Source organism: Nesterenkonia sp. PF2B19 (assembly GCF_001758425.2).
Lineage (GTDB): Bacteria > Actinomycetota > Actinomycetes > Actinomycetales > Micrococcaceae > Nesterenkonia > Nesterenkonia aethiopica.
In genome coordinates this window covers 17,469-29,579 of sequence record NZ_MDSS02000041.1, presented here as the reverse complement: position 1 = coordinate 29,579, position 12,111 = coordinate 17,469, and the positions used below count along the sequence as shown (strand labels likewise).

At 69.7% G+C, this 12,111-nt stretch carries 13 protein-coding genes, 1 tRNA gene and 1 pseudogene; 7 read left to right on the top strand and 8 right to left on the bottom strand.

From position 1 onward, the window contains the following. Both BCY76_RS12160 and BCY76_RS12155 read right to left on the bottom strand, forming a co-directional pair. The coding region (locus BCY76_RS12160; protein WP_085437742.1) for a B3/B4 domain-containing protein at nucleotides 1-801 on the bottom strand (801 nt) is incomplete at its 3' end. A gap of 31 nt (nucleotides 802-832) precedes the next feature. After that, nucleotides 833-1,363: a helix-turn-helix domain-containing protein gene (locus BCY76_RS12155; protein WP_237090126.1), complete on the bottom strand. Its 531-nt coding sequence runs from the start codon at nucleotides 1,361-1,363 to the stop codon at nucleotides 833-835. Nucleotides 1,364-1,536: 173 nt separating this feature from the next. Between BCY76_RS12155 and BCY76_RS12150 the strand changes: the two genes are divergently transcribed. After that, nucleotides 1,537-2,961 (top strand): FAD-dependent oxidoreductase, encoded by a 1,425-nt coding sequence (locus tag BCY76_RS12150; protein ID WP_070158354.1) that lies wholly within the window; start codon nucleotides 1,537-1,539, stop codon nucleotides 2,959-2,961. 14 nt (nucleotides 2,962-2,975) lie between these two features. On the opposite strand, the pseudogene BCY76_RS12145 reads toward BCY76_RS12150, so the two are convergent. Beyond that, nucleotides 2,976-3,637, bottom strand: a pseudogene (locus tag BCY76_RS12145) (M48 family metalloprotease). Nucleotides 3,638-4,108: 471 nt separating this feature from the next. On the opposite strand from BCY76_RS12145, the gene BCY76_RS12140 reads away from it, so the two are divergent. After that, the gene (locus BCY76_RS12140; protein WP_139827772.1) at nucleotides 4,109-5,341 is read left to right on the top strand and encodes a Na/Pi symporter; all 1,233 of its coding nucleotides are present in this window, start codon (nucleotides 4,109-4,111) and stop codon (nucleotides 5,339-5,341) included. Between the two features lie 121 nt (nucleotides 5,342-5,462). Beyond that, a complete protein-coding gene (locus BCY76_RS12135; RefSeq protein ID WP_070158357.1) occupies nucleotides 5,463-5,825 on the top strand; it encodes a hypothetical protein in 363 nt (120 codons plus the stop codon). Here BCY76_RS12135 and BCY76_RS12130 read toward each other — a convergent pair. Then, the gene (locus tag BCY76_RS12130; protein ID WP_070158360.1) at nucleotides 5,806-6,294 is read right to left on the bottom strand and encodes an OsmC family protein; all 489 of its coding nucleotides are present in this window, start codon (nucleotides 6,292-6,294) and stop codon (nucleotides 5,806-5,808) included. The two genes, BCY76_RS12135 and BCY76_RS12130, sit on opposite strands and share 20 nt — an antisense overlap. Nucleotides 6,295-6,350: 56 nt before the next feature. Here BCY76_RS12130 and BCY76_RS12125 point away from each other — a divergent pair, with 56 nt between their 5' ends. Further along, a complete protein-coding gene (locus BCY76_RS12125; protein ID WP_237090125.1) occupies nucleotides 6,351-7,103 on the top strand; it encodes an ArsR/SmtB family transcription factor in 753 nt (250 codons plus the stop codon). Between the two features lie 18 nt (nucleotides 7,104-7,121). Here BCY76_RS12125 and BCY76_RS12120 read toward each other — a convergent pair whose 3' ends face one another. Next, on the bottom strand, nucleotides 7,122-7,610 hold the full coding sequence (locus BCY76_RS12120; protein ID WP_070158358.1) for a YajQ family cyclic di-GMP-binding protein: 489 nt from the start codon (nucleotides 7,608-7,610) through the stop codon (nucleotides 7,122-7,124). A gap of 95 nt (nucleotides 7,611-7,705) precedes the next feature. Then, the gene (locus BCY76_RS12115; protein WP_170922685.1) at nucleotides 7,706-9,052 is read right to left on the bottom strand and encodes an aminotransferase class I/II-fold pyridoxal phosphate-dependent enzyme; all 1,347 of its coding nucleotides are present in this window, start codon (nucleotides 9,050-9,052) and stop codon (nucleotides 7,706-7,708) included. Nucleotides 9,053-9,203: 151 nt separating this feature from the next. Here BCY76_RS12115 and BCY76_RS12110 point away from each other — a divergent pair. The 3 genes from BCY76_RS12110 to trxA all read left to right on the top strand — a co-directional run bounded on the left by BCY76_RS12110 (nucleotide 9,204) and on the right by trxA (nucleotide 10,938). Further along, nucleotides 9,204-9,285: transfer RNA gene (locus tag BCY76_RS12110), tRNA-Tyr, on the top strand. A 198-nt stretch (nucleotides 9,286-9,483) separates the two neighbouring features. Continuing rightward, entirely contained in the window at nucleotides 9,484-10,434 is a 951-nt protein-coding gene (locus BCY76_RS12105; RefSeq protein ID WP_070161197.1) for a hypothetical protein, read from the top strand. A 123-nt stretch (nucleotides 10,435-10,557) separates the two neighbouring features. Continuing rightward, complete coding sequence (trxA, locus tag BCY76_RS12100; RefSeq protein ID WP_070161199.1) at nucleotides 10,558-10,938, top strand: thioredoxin; 381 nt, start codon at nucleotides 10,558-10,560, stop codon at nucleotides 10,936-10,938. Between the two features lie 9 nt (nucleotides 10,939-10,947). Here the strand turns inward: trxA and BCY76_RS19440 are convergent, their stop codons facing one another. Both BCY76_RS19440 and BCY76_RS19435 read right to left on the bottom strand, forming a co-directional pair. Continuing rightward, a complete protein-coding gene (locus BCY76_RS19440) occupies nucleotides 10,948-11,403 on the bottom strand; it encodes a hypothetical protein (RefSeq protein ID WP_237090124.1) in 456 nt (151 codons plus the stop codon). Then, the gene (locus tag BCY76_RS19435) at nucleotides 11,388-12,020 is read right to left on the bottom strand and encodes a hypothetical protein (protein ID WP_237090123.1); all 633 of its coding nucleotides are present in this window, start codon (nucleotides 12,018-12,020) and stop codon (nucleotides 11,388-11,390) included. Before BCY76_RS19435 ends, BCY76_RS19440 begins: the two co-directional genes overlap by 16 nt. Between the last annotated feature and the right edge of the window lie 91 nt (nucleotides 12,021-12,111).

Sequence of the window (12,111 nt, the reverse complement as noted above, 5' to 3'; positions counted from 1 at the left end):
GTTCCGTCGGCGGCTCTGCGGAATGGCGTCAGCGGGAAGGCGGAGAGGCGGAGAAGAGCTGCTGCGGGGTCGGGGCAGGCATGGCTCAGTCTCCCGGCAGGAGGCGGCGGGCAGAGGCTCCGGCGCCAGGTGCTCCACCAGGACGTCGGCGGCGGCGTGCAGGGCGTCGTCGTCCATCGGCTCGAGGGCGTCGAAGATGAACAGGGCGGCGGAGGTCGACGTCGTCAGCGCGGTGCGGCGGCCCTGACGCCAGTTCCACCGCCGGCAGGTCACCCCCACGTCGTCGCGCCAGATGGCCTCGCCGGCCTCCGGGTGGTCGATGAGCGGCTCTCCGCCGGCGGTGGTGTCGAAGGGTTCGTCCCCGGCGGCCCGGGTCAGCACAGGTGAGCCCTGGTAGCGGTGCAGGTCCTCTCCGCCCACAGGCACCTGGTGGAGCACCGAGACGGCGTTGTAGACATCGGTCAGCCGGTTGATCCGCGGCAGTCCGTCGGAGGCGGCGCGGCGCATCAGCGCCTCCAGGCTGCTGCGGACCTTCTTGGGTTTGGCGCCGAAGGCCCGGTAGGCCTCCCGCCAGGCGGCCACATGCGGCACCTCGGTGACGGGCCGGGAGGTGAGCTCCTCGGCGGCGGAGGCCTCGGCGCGGCGCAGCAGGTCCTCGCTGGCGGCGTCGCGCTCGCCGGCGTCGACCCGGTCCACGGCCAGCAGCAGGGCCCGGTAGTCGGGGCGCAACGCCATGACCGGGTCGGTGATGCGGGCTCCGGCCAGGAACCGGTCGAGGTCGGTCTGGGTCAGTGCTGTCATGAGGGTCCTTCGCTGCGGGGTTCGTGGACGGTCAGGGAGAAGCGCGTCGGGTCGCGCCGGTGCATCGGTAGGCGTGCGGGGCGTCTCCGGGGAAGGTGAGGGAGTCGCCGGGGGAGAGGGTGACGGCGTCGTCGTCGACCTCCACAGTCAGCTCCCCGGAGATCACATGCAGCAGTTCCCGCGTGTCAGGCAGATGCGGTGCGCTGCGGTGGGACTCTCCGGGGCGCAGCGTCCAGTCCCAGAGTTCGACGACGTCGGGGCGGTCCGAGGAGGCCACCAGCACGCCGCGTCCGCCGTGCTCGCCCTTCCAGAGCGTGGAGCCCTCCCCGGACCGGGTGACCTGCAGGGGCCGGCGCGGGGGCTCCACGAGCGCCGGCAGTCCGGTGCCGAGCGCTTCACTGAGCTTCAGCAGCGTGGCCAGCGTGGGGTTGGTGGTGCCCTGTTCGATGTTGACCGCCATGCGGCGGGAGACGCCGGCCGCTTCCGCCAGTCGGTCCAAGGTCCAGCCGCGGCGGAGGCGGGCGGAGCGCACGCGCTCGCCGAGGGCCTGGGTCACATCCATGCAGTGCACTGTAGTGCACTTTTCGTGCACCTGGCTAGTGATGCTGCTGCTGATGGTGTGAGTTCCCTCATGATGGGCGGAGTTCGCGCCTGTCGGGAACAGCCGGGGGGAGGGGCGGCGTTGACCAATACGGCATACTGTTCTGTGGTATTCGCGCCGAAAGGAAGTCGTCCGTGTCTGAGAATCCTCGCCAGCGGCCCCTCCGTGTGGCCATCATCGGCTCCGGCCCCGCCGGCGTCTACGCGGCGGACATCCTGTCGAAGTCCCAGAAGAAGAGCGACATCGAGTTCAGCATCGACCTCTTCGACCGCTACCCGGCGCCCTTCGGGCTGATCCGCTACGGCGTGGCCCCGGACCACCCGCGGATCAAGGGCATCATCAAGGCTCTGCACAAGGTCATGGACCGTGGAGACATCCGTCTGCTCGGCAATGTCGACGTCGGCACCGACATCACCCTGGAGGACCTGCGGCGCCATTACGACGCCGTCATCTTCGCCACCGGGGCCATCAAGGACGCCGAGCTGGCGATCCCCGGCATCGAGCTCGAGGGGTCCTTCGGCGCCGCGGACTTCGTCTCCTGGTACGACGGCCACCCGGACTACCCCCGCGAGTGGCCGTTGGAGGCGGAGAAGGTGGCCGTCATCGGCAACGGCAACGTGGCCTTGGACGTGGCGCGCGTGCTGTCCAAGCACGCCACGGACATGCTCAGCACAGAGATCCCGGACAACGTCTACCAGGGGCTGGCGTCCTCGCCCGTCACCGACGTCCACATCTTCGGGCGCCGTGGGCCCGCCCAGGTGAAGTTCACCCCGCTGGAGCTGCGCGAGCTGGCCCACAGCCGCGACGTCGACATCGTCCTGGACGAGCAGGACTTCGAGTTCGACGAGGCCTCGGACGAGGCCATCAAGTCCAACAACCAGGTCAAGACCATGGTCAACACCCTGGCGAACTGGCTGGTGGAGCAGGAGGAACGCACCGAGGAAGCGTCACGCCGGCTGCATATGCACTTCCTGCACCAGCCGGTGGAGATCCTCGAAGGCACCGGCGACCGGGCCGGGAAGGTCGCCGGGGTCCGCTTCGAACGCATGGAGCTCGACGGCGCCGGCGGCGTCCGTGGCACCGGAGAGTTCCTGGACTACGAGTGCCAGGCGGTCTACCGGGCCGTCGGCTACTTCGGCTCCCCTGTGGACGGCGTGCCCTTCGACGAGCGCCGCGGCGTCATCGTCAACGAGGCCGGCCGCGTCCTGCAGGACGGCGAACACATTCCCGGCACCTACGCCACCGGCTGGATCAAGCGGGGGCCGGTGGGGCTCATCGGTCACACCAAGGGCGATGCGCTGGAGACCATCGGCTGCCTGCTCGAGGATGTCCACCACCTGCCCGTGGCCGAGGACCCGCGGGAGGATGCTGTGGTGGAGCTGCTGGAGTCCCGTGGTGTCGAGTTCACCACCTGGGACGGATGGCTGCAGCTGGATGAGCACGAGGTCCGCCTCGGTGAGGAGGCCACTGCGTCCGGCCCCGTGGAGCGCGAGCGCGTCAAGGTGGTCCCGCGCGAGGAGATGGTGCGCATCTCCCGCGCGGTGCAGGCGACGGTCTGACCGGCGCCGGCCGATCAGTCCTGCGGGGCCTGACCGCCGGCCATCTGCTCCAGGCGGGCGATGCGCTCGTCCATCGGCGGGTGGGTGCTGAACATCTGCTTCGCCTTCGGTCCGAAGGGGTTGGCGATCATCATGTGCGCGTGGGCGTCGTGCTTGGGCTCCTCGCGCAGCGGCTGACGGGCGATGCCGCCGTCGAGCTTGCGCAGGGCTGAGGCCAGCGCCAGCGGGTCTCCGCTGAGCTCCGAGCCGTCGGCGTCGGCGTCATACTCGCGGGTGCGGCTGATCGCCATCTGGATCAGGCTGGCCGCCATGGGCATCAGCAGCATGGCCAGCAGGCCGCCCACCAGGACCAGCGGGTTGCCGCCGCCCTGGTTGTTGCTGCGACCGCCGCCCATCATGCCGAAGAACATGAAGTACTGGCTGATGGTGGTCAGGAAGCCGGCCACGGCCGCCGCCACCGAGGAGACCAGGATGTCTCGGTTGTAGACGTGCATCAGCTCGTGGCCGGTCACACCGCGTAGCTCGCGCGGAGTCAGCAGGTTGAGAATGCCTCGGTGAAGCACACGACGCCGTTCTCGGGATTGCGGCCCGTGGCGAAGGCGTTCGGGGTGGGGCTGGGTGCGATGTAGATGCGCGGCACCGGCTGCTGGGCGCGGTGGGCCAGCTCTTCCACCATCTGGTAGAGCTGGGGGGCCTGCTCCCGGCTCACCGGGTAGGCCTTCATGGCGCGCAGTGCGATCTTGTCCGAGTTCCAGTAGCTGATCGCCACGGAGACCAGGCCGACTCCGGCGAAGATGAACAGGAAGATCGGCGCATTGGTGAAGTAGGCGACGATCGCGCCCACGAAGAGGAGCAGGGCGAACAGGAAGGCCAGCAGGCCTGCCGTGCGGAGCCGTCCATGGTGATGGTGCATGGCGCCATCCTACTGATCCCGCCTGACACGGCGCCCTGGGGCGGCTGTCTGCACGCTGAGGGCGGACAGCTGTGCGGAGGTCTGCGCGGACGTCTGTGCGAGGACTCACAGGGTCGGTGCGCCACTGTTCACCTTCCGTTCACCTTAACGTGTGGTTCTGGTCGTCGGGAGGGATCACTCTGGATGAGGACAGTGAGTCAGGGCTGTGCGCAGCCCACATCTGGAGGAGACTGGATGACCGCAATGCCGTCTGTCGAGGCCCGCCGCCCGGCAGTGCAGGCCGCTGAGGAGACGCCCCGTCTCATCAGCCCGTTCGAGCGCCTCGGATTCTCCGGCCGCGCACTCGACGTCATCAACTGGCTGGCCGTCGTGGCCGCCGTCTACGTGCTCATCACCGCCGTCAATGTCATCGGCTCCGGCTTCAAGGCCGCCACCGGCGACCAGGCGGAGACGCTGTTCGCCTTTGCCACCAACCCGCTCATCGGCCTGATGATCGGTGTGGCCGCCACGGCGCTGACCCAGTCCTCCTCCACCACCACCTCGGTCACCGTCGGCCTCGTCGCCGGCGGTCTGCCGCTGCAGGTGGCCATCCCGATCATCCTGGGTGCGAACATCGGCACCACGCTGACCAACACGCTGGTCAGCCTCGGCATGGTCCGGGACAAGGAGCAGTTCCGCCGCGGATTCGCCGCCGCCACCGTCCATGACTTCTTCAACCTCATCGCGGTGCTGATCTTCCTGCCCCTGGAGATGGCCTTCGGCCTGCTGGAGCGCATCGCCACGTTCTTCGCCGGCCACGCCTCGGACAGCGACGGCGGCCTGTTCGCCGCGGTGTTCGGCGGCATCGGCGACGTCGTCAAAGCAGCCACCACGCCGCTGGCGGACGGCATCCAGTACACCGTCAGCTGGATCCCGGACCCGGTCCGCGGCATCGTGATGATCGTGGTCGCCGTGGCGCTGATCCTGATGGTCATCAACTTCATCGGCCGGATGCTCAAGGTCCTGATGGTCGGCAAGGCGAAGGCCGTCTTCCACGCGGCCATGGGCCGCGGCCCGATCACCGGCATCGGCTCCGGCGCTCTGATGACCGTCATGGTGCAGTCCTCCTCCACCTCCACCGCCCTGATGGTCCCGCTGGCCGGCTCCGGCGCGTTCACGCTGCGCCAGGTCTACCCGTTCACCATCGGCGCCAACATCGGCACCACGGTGACCGCGCTGATCTCCGCCTTCGCCTTCACCGGCGTGGAGGCGCACTACGCGCTCATCGCCGCCCTGGTGCACCTGAGCTTCAACGTGCTGGCCACCCTGGTGATCTTCGGCCTGCCGTTCCTGCGGGAGCTGCCGCCGCGCGGCGCCACCTGGCTGGCGAACCTGGCGGCCGAGAAGAAGATCTACGCCGCCGTCTGGGTCCTCGGCGTCTTCGTCGCCCTGCCGCTGGTGCTGATCTTCGGCACCGTCATCTTCTGAGCGTTCCCCCGTCGTTCACCGTCCGGCCCTCGGCACGTGTTGTGCCGGAGCCCATGCTGGGCCAGAGTGGGTGCTGAGAACGCGGGCGCGCTGCGCCTCAGGGAAGGGAAGGGGCCAGGCCGTGAGCGCTGAACACGAGGAGCATCGTCCGGAGGACGACGAGAACGTCACGGAGCTGGAGGCCGAGCTCGAGAAGATCCTCCGCGAGGCCGAGTCCACGGTCGCCGAGCTGCGCCGAGAGCTCTCCGAGCAGCGTCAGCGGCGCCTGCAGCATGAGGAGATCGAGCGCCTCGAGGAGCACCTCGCGAATTCCCGCGTCCGCTGGGAAGAGGTCCGCGACTTCTTCCAGGAGGTCCTCCACGAGGTCCGCGGGCAGGACGGCGGCGCTGGCGGTCAGACCGACTCGGGCGGCACGGATGGCCCGGCGCTACCCGGGCAGAACGACGACGGAGGCGATCCTCCGCTCAGCCCCGACCCGCGGTGACCACCACCGTGACATCCACTTCGACGGGGATCGCCAGACTGTTGGCGATGTAGCAGTGCTCGTGCGCCTCCTGCGCGAGCTCGCGGACGCGGGATGCGTCCGTTCCTGGAGCGACTTGGACCGTCACCTCCAACCGGATGGTGTCGAGGCGGGCGGCGTCGCCCAGCAGCAGCCGACTGATGGCGGCGTCCTGATAGCTGAGGATGTCCACCCCCGCACGGGCAGCGGCCCCCAGCATGCTCAGCATCTGGCAGGACGACGCCGCCATCACCAGCAGCTGCTCGGGGTTGAGCCGTGACGGATCTCCGCGGAAGCCCGGGTCCGCGCTCAAGGCCAGGGCGCCGGCCACTCCGTCGGTGGCCGCCTCATGATTCCGGGAGTAGCCTCGGAGTCCCCTGCCGGTGGAACCGGCCTCCGGGGAGACAGGCCAGGCGAGTCGGGTCTGGTAATGGTGGGCTGAAGCACTCATGGATCCACCGTAGAAGCGGGTCGGTGCGGCCACGGCCGAAACGTCGTTGCGGGAGGATGAGCAGGGAATCAGATGACCAGGTGCAGCAGGACGCGCCAGGACGGGACGGGGCGGTGCCGGTGGTGGAGATGAGAGACCGGGACTTCGCGCGGATCGGGGCCGCGTTGGCAGCGCCGGCGCGGGCGAGGATGCTGAACCTGCTCATGGACGGAAGCGTCCGTCCGGCGGGGGAGCTGGCTCGGGCGGCGAAGGTGAGTCCCTCCACCGGATCGGAGCATCTGGCGGTGCTGGTGGAAGCCCGGCTGGTCACCTGTACGGCTCAGGGGAGGCGTCGCTGGTACGCCCTTGCGGGTCCGGAGGTGGCAGAGGCATTGGAGGCCCTCGGGGCGGTCAGCGAACCTACAGAGGTTCACAGCTATGCGGTCAGCCGTGAGGCCGCACGGCTGGCGGAGGCCCGATTGTGCTACGACCATCTGGCGGGTCGACTCGGCGTGGCGATCACCGACGAATGGCGACGTCGCGGCTGGCTGACGGGGGACCAGCTGGCACTCAGCGACCGCGGAGCGGAGGGCCTGTCAGCCCTGGACGTCGACGTCTGCGCGGCAGGAGAGGCCAGGCGCCCCACCACGCGGGCCTGCCTGGACTGGACCGTGCGTCGGCCCCACCTGGCGGGAGCTCTCGGCGCAGCAGTGGCCACGCGTTTCCTCGATGCCGAGTGGGTGCAGAAGCACCGCGCCGGCCGTGGGCTGACGCTCACGGAGTCTGGGCGCGGGCTTCTGCGAGATGCCTGGGGGCTCGTCCTCGACTGAGTCCAGGTGGTCGGATCCTCAGCGCATGTTGACGAACTGCAGGGCGGCGTCGTCGAAGTCCTTCAGCATCGTGATGACCTCCTGGAGGTCGTCACGCGACTTCGAGGTCACGCGCAGCTCATCGCCCTGGATGGTGGCCTTGACCGACTTGGGGCCCTCATCCCGGATCTGCTTGGTGATCTTCTTCGCGGTGGGCTGGTCGATGCCCTCCTTGATGGCTCCCTCGATCCGGTACTCCTTGCCGGAGGCGAAGGGCTCGCCGGCGTCGAAGGACTTCAGGGAGATGCCGCGCTTGATGAGTTTGGAGCCGAACACGTCCTGCACGGCCTTGGCCCGCTCCTCCGAGTTGGCCTTGATGAGGATGTTCTCCCCGGAGAAGTCGATCTCCGCGCCGGTGCCGCGGAAGTCGTAGCGCTGAGCGATCTCCTTCTGCGCCTGGTTCAGGGCGTTGCTGACCTCCTGCTTGTCCACCTTGGAGACGATGTCGAAGCTGGATTCCTTGGCCATAGATCCTCCTGTTGCTCGGGGTCGTCGTCGACGTCGAGTCTATCGACGTCCACGGACGGCGAGGTGAGGTGAGCGGCGAGGGCGGCGAAGGCGGCTCAGACGAACGTCGCCTCGCCCAGCTCCCCGACGGCGGCGCGATGCACCAGCTGCGCCAGCTCGGCCAGCACGGCGTCGTCCTCCGGCAGCTGCGCCACCGAGAAGCGGAGCAGGCCGGTGGGCTGCTCCGTGACGTGGCTGGCGGCGCGACGTCGGCCACCACCCCCTGGCCGCTGAGCGCCAGGGCCGCCAGCGCGATCGTCGGCGACCTCCACCCACACCGCCCAGCTGTGGGTGCCCGCGCGGGCGGTCAGTCCGGCGGCTTCGAAAGCCTCCAAGGCCAGTCGTCGGCGGGTGGCATAGTGTCCCCGCGCGGAGGTGAGACGGTGAGAGACCACCGGGTCCCGCAGCAGCTGCACCAGCGCATGCTGAAGGATCCGCGAGTTCGAGGCCACGCCTCCGGACCGGTGGCGCACACAGCGCTGCACCAGCTCCCGGGGCCCGGCCAGGGCCGAGGTGCGCAGATCCATGCCGAACGCGCGCTCGAATCCGAGCACCCGCACGGTCCGTTCGGGGAACAGCGCATCCAGGGAAGGGGCAGCCCCCGGGCCCAGCGGGCCCAGCGGATCGTCCTCGATGATCAGCACCTCCGGGGCGGCCTCCAGGGCGGCCTCCAGGGCGAGCCCACGCTCTGGGGTGAGGGTGTGGCGATCTGAGAATGCACCGCCGGGGGAGTGCACGAACGCGACCGCGCCGGCTTCGAGGGCCTCGGAGAGACGCTCCGGGACCGGACCCTGCTCGTCCACCGGGACCCCGACCGCCCGCAGACCCATGGACTGCAGCACGGAGAGGTAGCCGGGGGACGTGGGCTCCTCCACTGCGATGGTGTCCCCGGACTCCGCCGCAGCGCGGGTGGCCAGCCACAGCGCCTCGGTGCCGGAGCTGACGGTGACGAACTCCCGCGGCTGGTCCGTCAGCCGCTTCTGCAGCTCCTTCTGCAGCTCCGGAAGCATATGCTCCCGTCCCCAGGCGTTGATGCCGGGCTGCTTGAGAGCTTTGGCCAGAGCTTCGTCCAGCGGCGGCAGCAGATGAGGATCAGGACTGCAGTAGAGCAGGTCCACACCGGACCAGCCGGCGAACTCGCCACCCAGGGGGTCGGCGCCCTCGATGATGCGGGTGCCGCCCCGGCGTCGGGTCTCCACGAGCCCACCTTCGCGCAGCAGCGCCAGCTGGGCGACCGTGCCGACGCTGACTCCGATCTCGGTGGCGACGTCGCGGACGGTGGGCAGGCGCATCCCGGCGGTGAGCACGCCGGCGGCGATGAGTTCGCGGATCTGCTCGGCGATGCCGGCCGGGCTGCGTTCGGTCAGGGAGCGGGCCAATGACTCGGCTTCGACGTCAGCCACGAAGCCTCCTAGGTTCTGGGCATGGGTGAACAACGGGGCAGGGCCAGCCTACTGGCAAGTCGTGACAGGCGGACGGGGACGTCCCGGAGCGACCGATTCGAAAAATCGCGAGGTCTTGGGTAAAGTTGTCTGGTGCCGACGACGGCACCACGGCAGATTACCCGAGCGGCCAAAGGGGGCTGACTGTAAATCAGCTGGCATTGCCTACGGGGGTTCGAATCCCTCATCTGCCACCCACTGGAAAGGCCCGGACCACACGGTCCGGGCCTTTCTCGTGCCTGGGGTCTCACAACTCGTCGGGCGTCTCCGGTGCTTTGAGGCCCCGGACCATGGACACTGGTGTCATGGGGCACCGGGGGAGAGGACGCAGGTGGGGCCGTAGTCGCCTCGCACTGACGGGGACGGCTGCGGCCGTCCTGCTGGCTGGCTGTGTGCCGCTCGGCGAGCCGACCGGCCGTTCCGCCGTCGTCGATCTGCGGCAGACCGACGACCGTGACGCCGCGGTCGCCGACCTGGAACTGGAGGACGGGCGGATCCTGCGCGTCAACGCTGGAGAGGCGAGCCTGGCCGAGGACGTCACCCTCACGCTGCGGCCCGACGCCGACGCCGACCGATACGTGGTGCTGATCTCCTCCGCACGAGACGTCGTCTTTCCCCGGGATCCGGGCCCGCCCACGGTCGACGGAGTCACCCTGCACGTGAGTCCGTTCGACCTGCCCTGGGAGCGCGGAGAGATCCTCTACGCCGACGCGCCGCGGGTCACGGTGCTGAGCGTCCCTGCCGGGGAGGACGTTCCGGTCAGCGCGGCCGGAACGCACGTCGAGACCCTGTGCCTGGCGGTCACCGACGCTGAGGAAGCTGCGTTCTCGTCCTTCGAGGACCACTACCCCCTGCCGGGGATGCTGCTGGAGGTGGTGATCCGCAGCTCCGAGGCGGCCCTCGAGCTGACCTGCACCGAGGCCGACCCTGCGGCCGAGCCGTTCGACGGGATGGCCTGGGCCGCCGAGCAGAACGGCATCGAGCTCCCACCGGAGACCGAGCGGCCGTTCAGTGCTCTGCTGCCGAGGCGCAGCCACGAGGCCGCAGAACGGGAGGAGATCGAGGACGGCGCGCAGGACCGCCACCTGCTCGAGCTCGTCAGCACGGCTCGGGACGAGCTGCGCCTGAGGGTCCCGTCCGATTCGGACACCCTGCGGACGGTCACTGCGGTGCCGGTGTGGCTGTGGGGGCCGGAAGATGAGGTCCACACCCTCGAACCCGGGGAGACGCTGCACCTCGAGCTGCCGGTGGACCCGGCGCTGCGAGACCTCGCCCAGGAGGCGGCGATCTGCCTGGAGGCACAGGAGGGCGACGAGGAACCCGTCCTCTGGTGCGTGGACTGAGGCGCACGCCAGGACTGCGCACGACAGGACTGCAGACCGCAGGCCTTTCGCCGGCGGCTTAAGCGGGCGCCGGCGACTGCTGCGGGGCCGACAGCGCCGCCGGTGTCGCGTATCGTGGCCGCCATGGCTACCACCGACATCACCGCCGAGGAGTTCCAGAAGACCCTGGAGGACAATGACATCCTCCTGGTGGACTTCTGGGCCGACTGGTGCGGCCCGTGCAAGCAGTTCGCTCCGATCTACGAGCAGGTCTCCGAGGAGCACCCGGACGTGACCTTCGCCAAGGTCGACACCGAGGCGGAGCAGGAGCTGGCCGCCGCGGCGAGCATCACCTCCATCCCCACTCTCATGGCCTTCCGCGAGAAGGTGCTGGTGTTCTCCCAGCCCGGCGCGCTCAATGCCGAGCAGCTCAACGAGGTCATCACCGCGGTGAAGGGCCTCGACATGGAGGAGATCCACCGGCAGATCGCCGAGGACCAGGCCGAGGGCCAGCAGCAGGGCTGACCTTTCCCGTCATCGTCCCCGGTGGTCCGCAGGATTGAGCCGGGGCCCGAACGTCTGGTGCCGGTATCCGCTCAGCCGGATGAGCCGCACCACCCGCTGGCGGTGTCCCCGCCACGGTTCGAGGATCCGCAGCATGCCGGCGTCGTCGGTCCTGCTCCCGGTCAGCGCCTCGCCCACCAGGGCGGGCAGGTGATAATCACCGACCGCGGGCAGGTCGGCGGCGCCGTGCGTGCGTTGCAGGGTCTCTGCGACGGTCCAGACCCCGACGCCGGAGATCGCCGTCAGCCGGGACTGCAGGTCCTCCAGTGATGCCGCATCGCCGGGGCACGCCGCGAGTCGATGCAGCGCGGAGGCACGCTCGGCGATCCGCAGGACCGCGGCCGCCATCGGCGGCTGCACCCACATCTGATGCCAGCGCCAGGACGGAATCCGGCGGAGCTGTTCGCCGGTCAACGGCAGCCGCATCCAGTCCGGCGCCGGTCCGGGCGGGCGCTCTCCATGCCGGCGCAGCAGCTCACGCCAGCGTGCCGGGCCTGGTCATGGGTGACCTTCTGCTCCAGGGTCACTGTCACCAGCTGGTCCAGCAGCTGGCCGGTGGCCGGCAGCCGGACCCCGGGGTGCCGGCGACGGATCCGCGCCAGGGCGGTCGACTGGTCGTCGCCGAGGGCGTCGAGCAGGAGGTCGAAATCCTCCCAGCCCTCGTCCTCAGCGCCCAGCAGCGCGGGCACACGCTCCAGCGCTGCCGTGGCGAGCTCCTCGGAGGATGCCTCGACGCCGGCGCACCACAGGCGGGCGCGCACCCGGGAGACGTCCAGCTGATCCAGCCGGAGCAGGACCTGGCCCAGTTCGCGGGAGGACTGCGGAGACCACATCCTGAAGCAGGCCCACGCCCCCGCTCCCGGACTGCCGGCGGCCCCACCCCTCCAGACGCCGGGATCCACCCGGAACGCCGGGTCCCCGGAGCCCCGCTGGATGATCCCCAGGGTGCGCGGCAGATCCACCGGGCCCGCCATGTCGACGACTGCCTCGCCGTCGGGCGCCCACGGCCGCGCCGAGTCTTGGGTCAGGGGCTGGTGCGTCACCTGTCCATGGAAGCACAGCGGACTGACATGTTGCGCCGTGAGTCCCCCAGGGGAGGGGCCCCGGAGACGCGTCGGTCCGCGCCGGTAGGCT